The 16,020-nt window shown below is 64.3% G+C and carries 13 protein-coding genes and 1 pseudogene; 12 read left to right on the top strand and 2 right to left on the bottom strand.

The genetic code is table 11. From position 1 onward, the window contains the following. Positions 1 to 288: 288 nt before the first annotated feature. On the top strand, positions 289 to 1,182 hold the full coding sequence (locus AABA86_RS02060) for a peptidoglycan-binding protein (RefSeq protein ID WP_338305579.1): 894 nt from the start codon (positions 289 to 291) through the stop codon (positions 1,180 to 1,182). Positions 1,183 to 1,288: 106 nt separating this feature from the next. After that, entirely contained in the window at positions 1,289 to 1,990 is a 702-nt protein-coding gene (locus tag AABA86_RS02055) for a peptidoglycan-binding domain-containing protein (RefSeq protein ID WP_338305578.1), read from the top strand. Positions 1,991 to 2,223: 233 nt separating this feature from the next. On the opposite strand, the gene AABA86_RS02050 is transcribed toward AABA86_RS02055, so the two are convergent. Next, positions 2,224 to 3,387, bottom strand: a complete 1,164-nt coding sequence (locus AABA86_RS02050; RefSeq protein WP_338305577.1) for an acyl-CoA desaturase — start codon at positions 3,385 to 3,387, stop codon at positions 2,224 to 2,226. A 319-nt stretch (positions 3,388 to 3,706) separates the two neighbouring features. Here AABA86_RS02050 and AABA86_RS02045 point away from each other — a divergent pair, with 319 nt between their 5' ends. Beyond that, positions 3,707 to 4,474 (top strand): serine O-acetyltransferase, encoded by a 768-nt coding sequence (locus tag AABA86_RS02045; protein WP_338305576.1) that lies wholly within the window; start codon positions 3,707 to 3,709, stop codon positions 4,472 to 4,474. A gap of 94 nt (positions 4,475 to 4,568) precedes the next feature. Here AABA86_RS02045 and AABA86_RS02040 read toward each other — a convergent pair. Next, a pseudogene (locus AABA86_RS02040) lies at positions 4,569 to 5,077 on the bottom strand (DUF2231 domain-containing protein). 484 nt (positions 5,078 to 5,561) lie between these two features. Here AABA86_RS02040 and tolQ point away from each other — a divergent pair. The 9 genes from tolQ (at position 5,562) to tilS (ending at position 15,903) form a co-directional block, all read left to right on the top strand. Beyond that, positions 5,562 to 6,278, top strand: a complete 717-nt coding sequence (gene tolQ, locus AABA86_RS02035; RefSeq protein WP_018317771.1) for a protein TolQ — start codon at positions 5,562 to 5,564, stop codon at positions 6,276 to 6,278. 145 nt (positions 6,279 to 6,423) lie between these two features. Next, positions 6,424 to 6,873: a protein TolR gene (gene tolR, locus AABA86_RS02030; protein ID WP_212248718.1), complete on the top strand. Its 450-nt coding sequence runs from the start codon at positions 6,424 to 6,426 to the stop codon at positions 6,871 to 6,873. A 3-nt stretch (positions 6,874 to 6,876) separates the two neighbouring features. Beyond that, a complete protein-coding gene (locus AABA86_RS02025) occupies positions 6,877 to 7,836 on the top strand; it encodes a protein TolA (protein ID WP_212248719.1) in 960 nt (319 codons plus the stop codon). A gap of 23 nt (positions 7,837 to 7,859) precedes the next feature. Continuing rightward, positions 7,860 to 9,215: a Tol-Pal system beta propeller repeat protein TolB gene (tolB, locus tag AABA86_RS02020; protein WP_433960975.1), complete on the top strand. Its 1,356-nt coding sequence runs from the start codon at positions 7,860 to 7,862 to the stop codon at positions 9,213 to 9,215. 252 nt (positions 9,216 to 9,467) lie between these two features. Next, on the top strand, positions 9,468 to 11,798 hold the full coding sequence (locus tag AABA86_RS02015) for a putative bifunctional diguanylate cyclase/phosphodiesterase (RefSeq protein WP_212248720.1): 2,331 nt from the start codon (positions 9,468 to 9,470) through the stop codon (positions 11,796 to 11,798). Between the two features lie 190 nt (positions 11,799 to 11,988). Then, the gene (locus AABA86_RS02010; RefSeq protein ID WP_028140318.1) at positions 11,989 to 12,729 is read left to right on the top strand and encodes an N-acyl amino acid synthase FeeM domain-containing protein; all 741 of its coding nucleotides are present in this window, start codon (positions 11,989 to 11,991) and stop codon (positions 12,727 to 12,729) included. A 305-nt stretch (positions 12,730 to 13,034) separates the two neighbouring features. Next, complete coding sequence (pal, locus tag AABA86_RS02005) at positions 13,035 to 13,523, top strand: peptidoglycan-associated lipoprotein Pal (RefSeq protein ID WP_018317777.1); 489 nt, start codon at positions 13,035 to 13,037, stop codon at positions 13,521 to 13,523. A gap of 204 nt (positions 13,524 to 13,727) precedes the next feature. Beyond that, positions 13,728 to 14,768 (top strand): tol-pal system protein YbgF, encoded by a 1,041-nt coding sequence (gene ybgF / locus AABA86_RS02000; RefSeq protein ID WP_338305575.1) that lies wholly within the window; start codon positions 13,728 to 13,730, stop codon positions 14,766 to 14,768. 76 nt (positions 14,769 to 14,844) lie between these two features. Beyond that, positions 14,845 to 15,903 carry a tRNA lysidine(34) synthetase TilS gene (tilS, locus tag AABA86_RS01995; RefSeq protein WP_338305574.1) on the top strand — a complete coding sequence of 353 codons (1,059 nt, stop codon included), beginning with the start codon at positions 14,845 to 14,847 and terminating at the stop codon, positions 15,901 to 15,903. Positions 15,904 to 16,020: the final 117 nt, after the last annotated feature.

The following is a 16,020-nucleotide window of genomic DNA, read 5'->3' as shown; positions in this document are numbered from 1 at the left end:
TCTCTCTCGCGCGCGCGAGATCGAGCACGGGCCGACTTCGGCCGTCATCCTTGTTCGCATTGCTCGTCGTGACTTTAGCCGCGCCAAGCCCTGTCCCGAGCCGCGGGTTGCAGTTGATCGCGGCGGCAACCGACCATCACTCGCCGGACGTTGCCGCGAATGCCGCCGAACTGCGGCGATGGAGCCTTGCCCCGAAACCGAATCCTCTCTTGCAACCAGAGGGTGCCACGCGTAATCTCGGTACGTTTTCACTCGATGATATTTTGCTGAATATTAGGGAGTGGTTTCGTGCGGATCGTAACGATCGTTCGGAAGGTGGCCCCGCGCTGCTATCCCAATTATCTCAAGGCTTTTGAAGACGGCGACGAGATCTTCGAGCGCTTCAAGATCAACACACCGCTTCGCATCGCGCATTTCCTCGCTCAGGCGCTATATGAGACCGGCCGCGGTACGGTTCTGTTCGAGAGCCTCAAATACAAGACTGCGGCGCGACTTCTCGAGATTTTCGGCATCGGCAATCACAGCGCGGCCATCCGGCCCGATGAGGTCGATCAATATCTCAACAATGATCGCGCCTTGGCCGAGCGCGTCTACGGATTGGGTAATCCGAAGAAGGCGAAGGAGCTCGGCAACACCAAGCAAGGAGACGGATATAAGTACCGCGGCGGCGGCCTGTTGCAGACGACCGGCGGCGCCAACTACCAGCGCATGGGCAAACTCGCAGGCGTGGACTTCTACAATAACCCGGATCTGATTGTCGCACCCGAGGCCGCTCTGCTTCCCGCCCTTCACGAGTGGAATGAGGGAGGCCTGAACGCTTATGCGGATCGGAACGATATCCGTACGATCACGCGGATCATCAACGGTGGCTACAACGGCCTGAGCGGTCGCACGGAGCTCTTTGAGGTCGTGTGGAGCGCAACAGGCAAGAGCGGCGCAAACCAGGTGGCGTGGAAAACCGCAACCGCGTCGGATGAAACGCGCGAGCTTCAGGAGGCCCTGAACGATCTCGGGGCTGAGCCGGCGCTCGTCGTGGATGGACGATATGGTCCCGCCACCGCTCAGGCGGTCGAGTGGTTTCAAAACCACGCCAAGATCCCGGTCGATGGAAATGCCGGCGTGGTGACGCAGGCGGCGTTGAATCTCCGCCTGAATTCCCGGACGGCTTCAGAGCGCTCCTAACAGCGTGCCGCCTTTGACGCGCGAAGTTCGCCGGAGCTTCGCAACTAGATGTCTCGATATTGAGGACCGAATTTTAGCAAGTTTTATCACGCAGAAGGAATTGAGCATGACCGACGGCGAAAAGATGCTGAAGCTGGCCGAGTCCCGTATTGGCGAGAAATACGTCAACGTCTGCGTTCCCAAGAACAACAAGAACTGGCACGGTCCGTGGGACTGTGCGGAGTTCATGTCCTGGCTGGTGTATCAGGTCGGTGGATTCCTCTACGGATGCGTCGACAACAACGGCAATCCTGCAACGGTCGAGGCCTATACGGGCGCCTGGAAGAGCGATTCACAGAAACTTGGAAAGCGCGTGCCGTGGCGGCAGGCCGCTGCAACGGTAGGAGGCATTCTTCTCCGCTATCCGCCCGGACCGGGCATGATGGGGCACATCGTCGTCTGTGACGGCGAGGGCGGCACTGTCGAGGCGATGGGAACGGCCTATGGCGTTCGTCGCGGCAAGGTGACCGGCCGGAATTGGGATACGGGTGTCCTGCTGCCGAACTTTACGTATGGGGCGGCGGGTGGAGCACTCAATCTGGTCGAGCCGAGCCACCTGTATGCGCTGGGGCAGCCGAATATGAAGGCGTCCGTCGTTCGGGACATCCAACGCGCCTTGAAAGAGCTGGGGTTCAATCCAGGGCCGATCAACGGTGAATACAACGACCTGACGGTGGCGGCGGTCGCGGCGTTTCAGGCGACCAAGGGACTCGTTGTCGACGGACAGGTCGGACCGCAGACGGCAAAACGGTTGAAGATCGAACTGTAGGGATCGGCGGGGGCGGTAAAACCCGATCCGTGCGAAAGACGATCAAGCCCTGACAGCGGCCCCCGCGCCGCGTGACGGAGGCGTCCCGGTGGCATGACTGGCGCCGGGCTGCATGGCATGGCGGCTAAAGCGCGATGCGATGCAGGATGAATCGTCATCGCGCTTTAGGTTGTTGTTTTAAGCATGATCCTTTCGGAAAACCCCTGCGCACTTTTGCGGATCATGCTTCAGGTTCAGCGCGCCGTCGCCAGCTGCGCGTGAACCGAAGCCAGGAAGTGTTCGTAGGCGTGATCCACGATCTCGTTGAGCGATCGCGTTCGTGCGAACATCGCCTTGGCCTCGGCGAGGAACTCCTCGCGGGTCGGGATCTTTGGCAGATGCAGGTGTGTCAGCGCGTCGACGCCGTCATGCGCACGATTGAGGATGTCGTGCAGCGTCGGCAACTGCAGCTGGGTCGGGTCGGCCCGGTGCAGCGCCGAAGAGATCGCATGTGCGAGCTTCGGTGCGTCGAACCGCCCGGCAAGCTCGCGGGCTGCCCGATTGATGACGCGGGCGCCGAGCGGCTGCTCGTTGCGCAGCACCTGTTCGGGCGGCGCCTTCATGTTCCAGACGATTCCGAACCAGGACAGCGCTTTCAGCACGTAGTAGGTGACGTCGATCTCCCACCAGTAAAAGCCCTGTCGCACGCTGCTCTGATAGGCGTGGTGATTGTTGTGCCAGCCCTCGCCCATGGTGAGCAGCGCCAGCAGCCAGTTGTTGCGGGAATCATCGCCCGTCACGTAGCGCTTGCGTCCGTGCACATGGGCCAGCGAGTTGATGCAGAAGGTCGCGTGATAGACCAGCACCGTGCTCCACAGGAAGCCGACGATCAGACCCGACCACCCCGCTATCAGGAAGCAGAGCGCTGCAAGCACGAAGGCCGGCAGCAGCTCCAGCCGATGCAGCCACATCAGCTCGGGATAGACCGCGAGATCGCCGACTTTCACGAGATCGGTCGCGTCGTGCTCCCGGTAAAAGATCCAGCCGAGATGGCTGTACAGGAAACCGCGCTGGCGCGGCGAATGCACATCCAGTTCGGTGTCGGAATGCAGATGATGATGCCGATGCTTGGCCGCCCACCACAACACGCTCTTCTGCGCGGTGCTTTGTGCAAGGCAGGCCAGGATGAACTGAAACACCCGGCCGGTGGCGAAAGCCCGATGGGAGAAATAGCGGTGATAGCCGGCACCGATCGCAAACATCCGCACGACATACAGCGCCCCGCAGATCGCGACGGCCTGCCACGTGACGCCTGACCAGATCGCCGCAAAGCAGCCGAGATGGACCAGCACGAACGGTATGGCGGAGGGGTACATGACGTCGTCGTGGTGGTCGTCGGCGGGCGCGTTGGGCAACATGTTTCAGCGTGACCTCGGGTAACGGGGATCCGGAATTCGCGTCGGCAGCACCGAGGGCTGCCGGGTACGAAAAACCCGCGGATGGCGGACCACCGCGGGGCTCAAGCGAGCTGCTTTGCGTGTTCATCCCAGCCAAAGCAGCATCAGCAATTCAACTGACTATATGGTCGCGGATGGCTGGCATGCAAGCTCGTAGCCTCACGGGGAGCTGCGGCATGGTGCTCGGGTAGTCACGCTGCCGCGGACGCCGCGTGGCGCGCGGGTCGCCCGCGGCCTATAGTCGACACGTGAAGGAAGCACCAAGCCACCGGAGGCGGCGATGACGGCAGCTGCGACCGCGACGAACGATCGCCTCTGGCAGAACATACGCGAGGAGGCGCAGCGCGCCTGCGCATCCGATCCCGTCTTCGGCAAGTCGCTTGTCGATGAGGTGCTGACGCATGATAGTTTTGCCGCGGCTCTGGCCGATCTGATCGGGCGCAGGCTTGGCGGCAACGCCGCCGGGCAAGCGCGTTTCACGGCCTTTTCCCGCGACGCTTTTCGTGGCGCCCCGGAATTGATCGACGTGTCCGCGCGCGATCTGCAGGCGATCGTGCATAGCGATCCCGCTATCGCCGGCCTGCTGGCGCCGCTGCTGCATTTCAAGGGCTATGTCGCGCTGCAAGCCTGGCGCGTCTCGAACTGGCTCTGGCGTCATGACCATCGCGATGCGGCGCTGCTGTTTCAGAACGAGGCGTCGAACCTCTTGCAGGTCAGCATTCATCCGGCGGCCAGCATCGGCTCGTCCGTGTATCTCGACCACGCCACCGGGATCGTGATCGGCGCCGATGTGGTGATCGGCGACGACGTCACCATCCTCCAGAATGTCAGCATCGGCCGCGGCAGCGAGCTGCCGACGCGCTCGCCGCGCATCGGCCGCGGCGTCTTCATCGGCGCCGGCGCGACCATTTTGGGCGATATCCGGATCGGCGATTTCGCCAGGATCGGCGCCGACACGGTCGTGACTTCCGACGTTCCCGGCGGCTGCACCGCGGTTGGAAATCCTGCTCGGTTGACCAATTGTCCCGCGCCCGCTTCGGCGGCCTGAGGCGCCGTCACGTCATGAGATGCGGCGGGGGCGCGGCCCGATCAGCCGCAAAGGCAGGGTCGCCGAGGTCTGCCCCCGGCGACATCCCGTTGCCTCAGGCGGCGCGGCGATTGCTTTCGCCGTCATGATGGGGCGTGACCGGTTCCGAGCTGGTCTGGCCCGGCGCATCCAGCACCGCGACGTGATGCCGGTAGACCATCTCCCAGCCCTTCCATCCCGTGAACAGGAGGATGCCGACCACGATCAGGGAGAGCACCACGCCCCACGGCTTGATCGCAGCCTCCGTGCCTTGCGCGTAGCGCAGGTAGAAATTGACCAGGGCCAGCACGACCGCCGCGAGATTGCCGACCATATGGTACCAGGCACGTTGAGGCGGCGGATGCGGGGCTCGCTGAAGAAGTCCGCCGCGGCAGCAACCAGCGCCATGACGATGCCGGCGCCGATCAGCCACATCGCCGCCCGGGCCCAGAAACTGTCGCCGGTTCCGAGAAAGGCCAGATCGGCGAGGGGCGCACCGACCAGGCATGCGACGGGGAAGGGGATCAGCATGGGATGAAGCGGGTGATCGCCGATGGCGGCGGTCGTCTTGGGGTTGATGGTCATGGCAGGACCTCGTGGCAGGACCACGTGATTTTCGGGACAATTTTCTGGGGGAGGGGTGGTTCCTCCGGTCGCACGGACACGCGGAACTCTCGTGCCCCGGACGCAGCGCAACGCTGGGGCGTTGCGCTGCGTCCGGGACACGGACCAAGCCTGTCCGCCCATCCCCCTGCGCGGGCTACCTTTCCGGCAACCAAATTCACCCCTGGTAACCCCGCATTAACCAACGCCGGGCTCTGGTAAGGGCGGACAATCGCGCCCAAAGCCCGAAGCCAGGGACCGTCAAGGCCCGGGGCCAAAGGCCCATAGTTTTGACATCTTGGCAGGGAATGCAGACGGCCGGCTCTGGACGAGCCCCTGCACCCAGAAAGACAAGGCTTTGAGCGGGCTTGCCGGCCGCGCCGGTGCTAGCGCGGCCATTGGGGAACCGGCAGCCATTTGCTGGCCGGCACATCGGGTAAACGATCGCCTTGAGAGGATACTGCCTATGAATCCGGCCGACGTGGCTCAGTCAGCCCTTCCGGTTGCCGCTTCCGCGGACGTGTCGCTGATCGCGCTGTTCTGGCAGGCTCACTGGATCGTGAAAGCGGTGATGCTGGGACTTTTGTCCTGCTCAGTCTGGGTCTGGGCGATCGCCATCGACAAGATCTTCCTGTTTGCCCGCACCCGTCGCTCGATGGACCGTTTCGAGCAGGCGTTCTGGTCCGGCGAATCGATCGAGGAGCTCTATCGCACCCTCTCGGCCAAGCCGACGCATTCGATGGCGGCCTGTTTCGTCGCGGCGATGCGCGAGTGGAAGCGCTCGTTCGAGAACCAGGCCCGCTCGGTCGCGGGTCTCCAGATGCGCATCGACAAGGTCATGAACGTCTCGATCGCGCGTGAGGTCGAGCGGCTGGAACGCCGGCTGCTAGTGCTCGCGACCGTCGGCTCCGCCGGCCCCTTCGTCGGCCTGTTCGGCACGGTCTGGGGCATCATGTCGAGCTTCCAGTCGATCGCGGCGTCGAAAAATACCTCTCTGGCGGTGGTGGCTCCGGGCATCGCGGAGGCGCTGTTTGCGACCGCGGTCGGTCTTATCGCCGCCATTCCTGCCACTATTTTCTACAATAAGTTCACCTCCGAGGTGAACCGGCAGGCCCAGCGGCTGGAAGGCTTCGCCGATGAATTTTCCGCCATCCTGTCGCGTCAGATCGACGAGCGGGGCTGATGGACGGCATGTATCGAGCGTTTTCGAGCGAAGTGGATACCGGTTCGCGTGAAGAAAACGCGTCAAGACAAGAATCTAGAGCCCCGTTCCGATTTCATCGGAACGGAATTGGCTCTACTGTGAAGGGCAATTTGGGCACGCGATCATGGCGATGAACGTTGCGAGTTCGTCCGGGGGCGGCGGCCGCCGTGGCCGGCGCAAGCCCGTCGTGGCCGAGATCAACGTCACGCCGATGGTCGACGTGATGCTGGTGCTGCTCATCATCTTCATGGTGTCGGCGCCGATGCTCACGGTCGGCGTGCCGCTCGACCTGCCGCAGACCCAGGCTAAGAGCCTCGAAAACAACGACCAAAAGCCGATCCAGATGTCGATCGACATCAAGGGCAAGGTGTTCATCAACGATTCCGAGATCGCGATCAACGAGCTGATACCCAAGCTGAAGGCGATCACCGACGCGCGCGGCGGGCTCGAGGAGCGCATCTATCTGCGCGCCGACAAGAAGGCGGATTACGGCACGGTGGCCAGGGTGATGGGCCAGTTGTCCGGCGCCGGATTCAAGAAGCTCGCCCTCGTCACGGAAGCGGATCAGGGGTAGGCCGTGAAGGTGAAGGTCGACAAGACACTCGTTGCGTCGATTGCCCTGCATGTCCTCGTGCTGGGATGGGGGCTGGTCACCTTCAGCAGCAAGGCCTACGTCGCGCCGGAAGAGTCGCTCCCGATCGACATCATCTCGACCGATCAGCTCGCGAAGATGATGGCCGGGCAGAAGACCGGCAAGAAGGAAGAGCCCAAGCCCAAGGTCGAGAAGATCGCGGAGCCCAAGCCGGAGGAAGACGCCGTCGGCAAGGTCACCGAGAAGAAAGAGCTGATCAAGACCAATTCGCAGCCAGATCCGCCGCCGAAGCCAGTCGAGAAGCCGGTGGAGAAGAAGCCCGAGCCGCCGAAGCCCGTGGCCGAGGCGAAGCCGAAGGAAGAGCCGAAGCCGCAGGAAAAGAAGCCTGATCCGGCCAAGGAAGATCCGATCGCCGAGCTGCAGAAGAAGCTGGAGACCAAGAAGCCGCCGCCCAAGCCCGTGGAGCAGAAGGTCGCGGCGGTGCAGCCGCAGCAGCAGCCGAAGCCCAAGGAACGCAGCTTCGATCCCGCGCAGATCCAGCGCGACCTCGACAAGCGGGCAGCGACCCGGCACGAACTCACGGGAACGGCGCTGAACGCATCGGCCTCGCTGGGATCGGCGACCGGCACTGCCGCCAACAACATTGCGACCTGGCGCGGTGCGTTCCAGGGCGCGGTCAAGCGCTGCTTCACGCCGACCTATAACGGACAGGATGCCGACCAGTACGAAGCCGACATCGACATTCCGATGAAGATCGACGGATCGCTGGCGTCCGAACCCATCGTGGTCGCGGTAAGGGGACCGTCGCGGTCGATCGCCCAGGCGGTGGCGGAGAGCGCCAAGCGCGCCATCGTGCAGTGTCAGGTCTACTCGTTCATGCCGAAGCAGCAGTACGAGAGCTGGAAGCTCATTCCGATGACTTTCGGCCTGAAAGATATGTTGTGACATCCGAACAAAAGAATTTTGCAATGAATGACGTCCGATCGATGAACCGCCGCCGCTTCATGACCCTGACCGGATCGACCCTCGCGATGCTCGGGGGTGGACGTGCCTTCGCTCAGGACCGGCTCCGCATCGATCCCACGGCATTCCAGCCGATCCCGATCGCGATCACCAATTTTGTGCCGGGCTCGCCCGCCGACGGCGACGTCGGCAATGGCGTCACGCAGGTCATCACCAACAATCTGAAGCGCTCGGGCCTGTTCGCGCCGATCGACCAGGCCGCCTTCATCGAGCGCATCAGCAACATCGACGTCGCGCCGCAATTCCAGAACTGGAAGACGCTCAACGCGCAGGCCCTCGTCACCGGCCGCATGACGCGGCAGTCAGATGGACGGCTCAAGGCCGAATTCCGCCTGTGGGACGTGGTCTCCGGCCAGCAGCTCGCCGGCCAGCAATATTTCACCTCGCCGGAATATTGGCGCCGCATCGCCCACATCATCTCCGACCAGATCTATGAGCGGATGACCGGCGAGAAGGGCTATTTCGACAGCCGCGTGGTGTTTGTGGACGAAAGCGGCCCGAAGGAGCGCCGCGTCAAGCGGCTCGCGATGATGGATCAGGACGGCGCCAATGTGCGCTATTTGACCCGCGGCTCCGATCTCGTGCTGACGCCGCGCTTCTCGCCGAACTCGCAAGAGATCACCTACATGGAGTTCGGCCAGGGCGATCCGAAGGTCTACCTCTTCAACATCGAGACCGGCCAGCGCGAGATCGTCGGCAACTTCCCGGGCATGACCTTTGCGCCGCGGTTCTCGCCGGACGGCCAGCGCGTCATCATGAGCCTGCAGCAGGGCGGCAATTCCAACCTGTTCGTGATGGATCTGCGCTCGCGCTCGACCACGCGCCTCACCGACACGCCGGCGATCGACACGTCTCCATCTTACTCGCCGGACGGCACCCGCATCTGCTTCGAGTCCGATCGCGGCGGCAGGTCGCAGATCTATGTGATGGCGGCGGGCGGCGGACAGGCGCAGCGGATCTCCTTCTCCAAGGACGACACCAACGCCAGCTATTCGACGCCCGTGTGGTCGCCGAAGGGCGATTACATCGCCTTCACCAGACAGGGCGGCGGGCAGTTCTCGATCGGCGTCATGAAGCCGGACGGCTCCGGCGAGCGGCTGCTCACCTCCGGCTTCCACAATGAAGGTCCGACCTTCTCGCCGAACGGGCGCGTGCTGATGTTCTTCCGCGATCCCGGCGGCAGTGGCGGGCCGTCGCTGTACAGCGTCGACATCTCGGGCCGCAACGAGCTCAAGGTGCCGACGCCCGGCTTCGCCTCCGACCCGGCATGGTCGCCGCTGCTATCCTCGACGGCGGGCTGACGAGAGAGCGCTAATACATCGCGCGTTCAGAGGCGCGATGTTGTCGAAAAACGCGTCGATTTTTTCGACTTTTCTGCGCAAAGCAAGCCTTCCTTCACCTTGTGCCCGGCAAGGCTTGCCTAGTTGCTTGATATTTAAGCGGAAATCGGTTCGCTGATACCGAAAAACAACTCGACTTTAACGATGTTCCCTCAGAAAGACTTCATCTGGGCTGGGTAAGACTACGCGCCAAACAGGACGCGTAACAAGCCAATGCAACTGGCCGACCAGAAGCAGAGTGATCGAGACGAGCTGGAGCCGATACTCTACGCCGCTCTCATCAACTCCATGGTGCAGAATTTCTGGGCGATCTTCCTAGGCTCGGCCTCCGCGGCCGTGGCCGCGGTGATGACTGCGTTGAAGACGGGCGATGTCTGGTTGTGGCCGCTCGCGTTCCTGCTGATTGCCATCGGCACCGCGCGCGCCTTCCAGATGCGCGGATATGAAAACCGCACCGAGGTGCTGTCATTCGAAGAGGCCAAGCACCTGGAGCCGCGCTACTGGATCGGCGCGCTGAGCTATGCGGCGGTGCTCGGTCTGTGGGCCTTCGTCGTCATCTACAACAACAACGATCCTGTCGCCGACATGCTCTGTGTCGCCATCGGCATCGGCTACACCGCGGGCGGCGCCGCCCGCAATTACGGGCAGCCCCGGGTGATCCAGTGGCACGTCGCGCTGGCCTGCGGTCCGATGTCGCTCGCCTTGCTGCTGCACGGCGGCTTCTACCACATCGGTCTTGCCATCCTGCTGGTGTTCTTCTTCATCGGGCTCAAGAACATCAACCTCAGCCTGCATGCGATCTTCGTCAAGGCGCTGACCTCGAGCTTCCGCGAATCCGCGCTGGCGAGCCAGTTCGACACCGCGCTCAACAACATGCCGCATGGCCTGTGCATGTTCCGCGCCGACGGCCGCCTTGCGGTGATGAACCACCGTTTCGGCGAGCTGATGGCCTTGCCCGAGGACCTCGTCAAGCGCGGCGCCACTGCCGCCGATATCGCGGCGGCCTGCGTTTCCGCCGGGTCGATCTCGGCGGAGAGCGGCAACCACATCCTGGCCGAGATCGAGCATGCGCGGATCTGCGAGATCGTCACCGCCGATCCGGATTCCTCGCGCGGCCGCACCCTGGCCTGGACGTTCCAGCCGATGACCGGCGGCGGCACGGTGCTGCTGCTGGAAGACATCACCGAACGCACCAATGCGGAAGCCCGCATCAGCCATCTCGCCCGTTATGACGAGCTCACGGCGCTGCCCAACCGGGTCAGCTTTCACGACGAGATCGAGCGGCTGCTGAAGAATTCGCATCATGCCGAGCGGCTCTCCGCGCTGCTCTTCGTCGACCTCGACCAGTTCAAGCAGGTCAACGACACGCTCGGTCATCCCTGTGGCGACCAGCTGCTGTGCGCCGTCGCCAACCGTCTGCGCGAGATGTTGCGCCCCGAAGATTTCGTTGCGCGTTTCGGCGGCGACGAATTCGTCGTGTTCCAGCAGAACATCTCCTCGCCCGAGGACGCCGCAGCGCTTGCCCGCCGCATCGTCGAGCGGCTGAGCGAGCGCTACCGCATCGACAATCATTTGGTCGAGATCGGCGCCAGCGTCGGCATCGCGCTGACCTCGCCGGGCGATGCCAGTGCCGACACGCTGCTCAAGAACGCCGACATGGCGCTGTACCGTGCCAAGGCCGACGGCCGCGGCACCTTCTGCTTCTTCCGCGACGAGATGGCGGCGACCGTCGAGGCCCGCCGCATCCTCGAGCTCGACCTGCGCAAGGCGCTCGCCAACGAGGAATTCGAGCTGTTCTACCAGCCGCTGGTCAATCTGAAGTCCGGCAAGATCACCACGTGCGAGGCGCTGCTGCGCTGGAATCATCCGGTGCGCGGCACGGTCTCGCCGATCGACATCATCCCGGTCGCCGAGGACATGGGCCTGATCGTCGATCTCGGCCGCTGGATCCTGCGCCGCGCCTGCATGGAATGCATGAAGTGGCCGGAGAGCGTCAGCGTCGCCGTCAACTTCTCGCCGCAGCAATTCCACCAGCGCGACGTGCTGAGCGAAATCCGTTACGCGCTGGAGGTGTCGGGCCTGCCGGCGCATCGGCTGGAGATCGAGATCACCGAGTCCTCGCTGCTGCGCAACACCCAGCTCACCCACGATATCCTGTCGCAATTGCATGCGCTCGGCGTGCGCATCTCGCTCGACGATTTCGGCACCGGCTATTCCAGCCTCAGCTACCTGCACAATTTCCCGATGCAGAAGGTGAAGATCGACCGCTCCTTCCTCGAAGGCATCGACACCGACCGCCCGCTGACGCTGCTGCGTGGCGTGGCGCGGCTGTCCGCCGATCTCGGCATGGCCGTCGTGGTCGAGGGCATCGAGACCAACGAGCAGCTCGATCTGATCAGCGCCGACGGCACTGTCTCCGAAGCGCAAGGCTATCTGTTCAGCCGTCCGGTGCCCGCCGTGCGGATGCGCCAGCTGCTCAACGCCTCGCATGGGCGGCGCGGCGAAGGCCAGCTCCACGTCGCCAGCTCGCGCTCCTTCGCTTAAGTCCGTTTCTCGGAACGTCCCATCATTTCAGGCTGTTGCAGGGTACCGTAGTGCTACGGAGGTTAACCCTAACCCTTCGATTGCTTTGCATACTTGTTAAGAAGGTGTTAATAAATCATGGCGCGCGCGTAAGTTGTCTTGCAGGAATTGCCTTCGAATGCCGCGACATGAGTGTGTTTAAGGAGTTGGAATGCAGTCCTCAGCCAGATCTGTCATTTCGGCTGTTGGACGGGGAGCGGAACTCCTGACCGACGTCGACTATCATCTTGCGGAAACCGTCGCGGAGAAGGAGGAGATCTACAATCTCCGCTACCGCGCCTATCTGCGGGAAGGCGCGGTCAAGCCCTCCGCGGATGCGCGGGTGACAGACCGCTACGACGAGCTGCCGAACGCGTGGACCTTCGGCGTCTATCTCCATGGCGAGCTCTGCAGCTCGGTGCGCATCAGCGTGCTGACGTCGGAATGGCGCGAGTCCACCTCGGCCGACGTCTTCCCGGACATCCTGCTGCCGCGGCTCGATCGCGGCGAGGTCATGATCGACCCGACCCGCTTCGTCGCCGATCCCGACCAGGTCAAGCGGGTTCCGGAATTGCCCTATCTGACGACGCGTCTCGCTTACATGGCCTGCGAGCATTTCAATGCCGATCTCGGCCTCGCCATCGTGCGCCCCGAGCATCAGGCCTTCTACCGGCGGGTGTTCCTGCATGAGACCATCGCCGAGCCGCGACTGGTTCCCGGCCTCACCAAGCCGTTCGGACTGATGGCGGCGGACTTCCCGACCTTCCGCAAGAAGGTGTTCGAGCGTTATCCAATCATGCGGTCGACTGCCTTCGAGCGGCGGATGCTGTTCGGGCGAGGCGGCCAGCGCCAGGTGCCGCAGCGGCCGGTGCTCGTGGCGGACGCTGCACACGCGGACGCCGCGCACGCCTGAGTCGGCGATAGTGTGGATGCGGCTCCAGGTTTGAGCCTGGGCTCTGCCCCTTACCCGTCACGCGTCGCCACGCATCGCGCCCTGGGCCCAAAATTCCGGCGAAAGCCGGGTTTTTGCCGGCCGGCGCGGCTTGCCTTCACCCTCGCGCCACATTTACAACCCATTAACCATGACGGGTGCTTTTCGCTGGTTGGGGGCATTTGATCGGCTGAGGCAAGGTTCCGTCAAGGTTGACGGAACGTTCGCTTAACCAACCCCCTGTAGACCGGACAGCAGTGGACTAACGTGAGCGTGGAGGCTCCGGAATGAAACATCCTATGCGTATCCTCCAGGGATTGAAGCTGGTCGCGGTGCTCGCCGTCGCGCTGTCGATGGGCGCCTGCGCCAACAAGAATGCCGCGACGGATGCGATGGCCAATGCGGCAACACCTGGCAGTCAGCAGGATTTCGTCGTCAACGTGGGTGACCGCGTGTTCTTCGAAAGCGACCAGACCGATCTGACCCCGCAGGCGATCGTGACCCTGGAGAAGCAGGCGCAGTGGCTGCAGACCTATCCGCGCTACAGCTTCACCGTCGAAGGCCACGCCGACGAGCGCGGCACCCGCGAATACAACATCGCGCTCGGCGCCCGGCGAGCCCAGTCGGTGCGTTCGTTCCTGGCCTCGCGCGGCATCGATCCGAACCGCATGCGCACGATCTCCTACGGCAAGGAGCGGCCGGTCGCCGTCTGTAACGACATCTCCTGCTGGTCGCAGAACCGTCGTGCCGTCACCGTGCTGAACGCGAGCTCCTGACGCCGAGATACTGACACTCGGTCAGGCGCCGTTCATCTTCCAAAACAGATTATGCCGGCGCCCTCTCGGGCGCCGGTTTCGTTTCAGCAAACCGTGACCTAAAACCCCTTGGTTCAAGTCACGGTTTTGGCGTACTCCCTTCCTCATTGTGTGGCGCGGCGAATGGTCCGCCATGTGCCACGTCGCTTTTGTCGTCAGGGCAAGATGTCATCGAAATTCAAGGCAATTACCGGCACCGTGGCAACCGTCGCGCTGCTCTCTTTGTGCTCGCCCGCAACTGCGCAGTCGGTCTTTGCGCAGTCGGACGATGCCGATCCCGAGATGCGGATCGAGCGGCTGGAGAACCAGCTGCGCCAGCTCACCGGCCAGAACGAAGAGCTGCAATACCGCAACCGCCAGCTCGAAGAGCGGCTGCGGGCGCTCGAGGGCGGCGCGCAAGGCGCGCCCGGACAGGCGCCCAACGTCGCGGCGATGCCGCCCGCCCAGGTCGGACCAGGTCAGGTTGCGCCAGGCTATCGCCAGCAGCCGCAGCAGCAGGCCGTGCAGCCGAATTACGAGCAGCCGCAGAGCGCCGCTTCTGCGCCGATCGTTCAGGAGCAGCCGGCGCCCGGCGCCCCCGGCGCGCGTCGTCGCGGCGATGCCTTCGATCCGAACCAGAACCCGAGCGCGCCGGGTGCGCCGCGCGCGCTCGGCGGCGGCCCGCAGCCGATGCCGTCGGGGGCACCCGGCGGCCGCGGCGCCGGCGAGCCGCTCGATCTCGCCAACACCGCCCCCCGTTATCAGCAGCAGGCCGCTCCCCCGGCCGCCCAGCCCGGCTATCCGCCGGCCGGCGGCGCCGGTCTGACCACCCTGCCGCCCTCGGCAACGCCGCGCGACGAGTTCGACCTCGGCATCGGCTACATGCAGCGCAAGGACTACGCGCTCGCCGAGCAGACCATGAAGAACTTCACGCAGAAATATCCGAGCGACCCGCTGCTCGGCGACGCGCAATACTGGCTCGGCGAGAGCTACTTCCAGCGCCAGCAATATCGGGACTCCGCGGAAGCCTTCCTCGCCGTCACCACCAAATACGAGAAATCGGCCAAGGCCCCGGATGCGCTGCTGCGGCTCGGCCAGTCGCTCGCCGCGCTGAAGGAGAAGGAGGCCGCCTGCGCCGCCTTCGGCGAGGTCGGCCGCAAATATCCGCGCGCCTCCGCCGGCGTCAAAGCCGCGGTCGACCGCGAGCAGAAACGGGTGAAGTGCTGACGTCGGGGTCCTGACAATGCGGATGGTGCTGCGCTAGACATCGTAACCATCCGTCTGCGACTGTCAGGGCCGCTTCATGCCAGACGACGACAATTCTCCGATCTCGACACGCGAGGCGAGGCGACTCTTCGCCGGCCTGAAGAGCGCGCCGGCGCTGGTGCTCGCCGTGTCGGGCGGGCCCGACTCGGTCGCGCTGATGTGGCTTGCGGCGCGCTGGCGGCACAGTCTCGCGCGCGGCCCGCGTCTCACCGTCGTCACGATCGATCACGGCCTGCGGCGAGAGGCGGCGCGTGAGGCGCGCGAGGTCAAGCGGCTCGCCACTGAGCTCGGATTGCCGCACCGGACCCTGCGCTGGCGCGGCGCAAAGCCGAAGACCGGACTGCCGGCGGCGGCGCGCGAGGCCCGCTACCGCCTGCTCGCGCAGGCCGCGCGTGCCGTCGGCGCGAGCCACGTGCTGACTGCCCACACCCGCGACGACCAGGCCGAGACCCTGTTGATGCGCCTGTTGCGGGGCAGCGGACTTGCCGGGCTGTCGGCAATGGCCTCCCTCAGCGAGCGCGACGGGATCGTGCTGGCGCGTCCGCTGCTCGACGTCCCGAAGGCGCAGCTGATTGCGACCTTGAAGCGGGCCAGGATCGGCTTTGCCGACGATCCCACCAACCGCGACACCGCCTTCACCCGACCGCGGCTGCGCGCGCTGCTGCCGCTCCTTGCGGCCGAGGGCGGCGATGCCCGCACGTTGGTGCGGCTCGCGGCCCGGCTGGCGCGGGCCAATGCGGCGGTCGAGTTGCTGGCCGACGGCGCCGAGCGCTTCCTCCATTTGAGGGATCGCGGCGATGCGCCGCAGGTCGGCGTTCGAAGCTTCGAGGCCTCGGCCTTTGCCGTCCTGCCGGAGGAGGTCCGGCTGCGCCTCCTGCTGCGGGCCATCAACGCGCTCGGGCATGAAGGGCCGGCGGAACTCGGCAAGGTTGAGACCCTCCTGGCCGCGCTCGACCAGGCCCTCGCCGCAAGCCCTCGCACGGGCGCAAATGGCCGGCAGGCCCTGAGGCAGACCCTTGCGGGAGCCTTGATCAGCCTTGCCGGCGGGCGTATCCACATCGCACCGGCGCCGGTCAGGCGTCGCAAGGGCGGATAGGCGCGGACGAGGGCGGATCATGACACCGGCCAATTCGGCCCCGCGCCGTCAGGACACCTTAACCAGGCAGGAGAAACCCCGCTTCGGACGCCATTATTTCAGCGGGAATCGCTCTAA

Source organism: Bradyrhizobium sp. TM233 (assembly GCF_036247965.1).
Classification (GTDB): domain Bacteria; phylum Pseudomonadota; class Alphaproteobacteria; order Rhizobiales; family Xanthobacteraceae; genus Bradyrhizobium; species Bradyrhizobium ottawaense.
This window is presented reverse-complemented; position numbering and strand designations above follow the sequence as displayed.

What these genes read in the sequence shown, in the direction of transcription:
- AABA86_RS02055 (WP_338305578.1), top strand. Translation starts at nt 1,289, where the DNA reads ATGACCGACGGCGAAAAGATGCTGAAGCTGGCCGAGTCCCGTATTGGC.
- AABA86_RS02050 (WP_338305577.1), bottom strand. Translation starts at nt 3,387, where the DNA reads ATGTTGCCCAACGCGCCCGCCGACGACCACCACGACGACGTCATGTAC.
- AABA86_RS02045 (WP_338305576.1), top strand. Translation starts at nt 3,707, where the DNA reads ATGACGGCAGCTGCGACCGCGACGAACGATCGCCTCTGGCAGAACATA.
- tolQ (WP_018317771.1), top strand. Translation starts at nt 5,562, where the DNA reads ATGAATCCGGCCGACGTGGCTCAGTCAGCCCTTCCGGTTGCCGCTTCC.
- tolR (WP_212248718.1), top strand. Translation starts at nt 6,424, where the DNA reads ATGGCGATGAACGTTGCGAGTTCGTCCGGGGGCGGCGGCCGCCGTGGC.
- tolB (WP_433960975.1), top strand. Translation starts at nt 7,860, where the DNA reads ATGAATGACGTCCGATCGATGAACCGCCGCCGCTTCATGACCCTGACC.
- AABA86_RS02015 (WP_212248720.1), top strand. Translation starts at nt 9,468, where the DNA reads ATGCAACTGGCCGACCAGAAGCAGAGTGATCGAGACGAGCTGGAGCCG.
- AABA86_RS02010 (WP_028140318.1), top strand. Translation starts at nt 11,989, where the DNA reads ATGCAGTCCTCAGCCAGATCTGTCATTTCGGCTGTTGGACGGGGAGCG.
- pal (WP_018317777.1), top strand. Translation starts at nt 13,035, where the DNA reads ATGAAACATCCTATGCGTATCCTCCAGGGATTGAAGCTGGTCGCGGTG.
- ybgF (WP_338305575.1), top strand. Translation starts at nt 13,728, where the DNA reads ATGTCATCGAAATTCAAGGCAATTACCGGCACCGTGGCAACCGTCGCG.
- tilS (WP_338305574.1), top strand. Translation starts at nt 14,845, where the DNA reads ATGCCAGACGACGACAATTCTCCGATCTCGACACGCGAGGCGAGGCGA.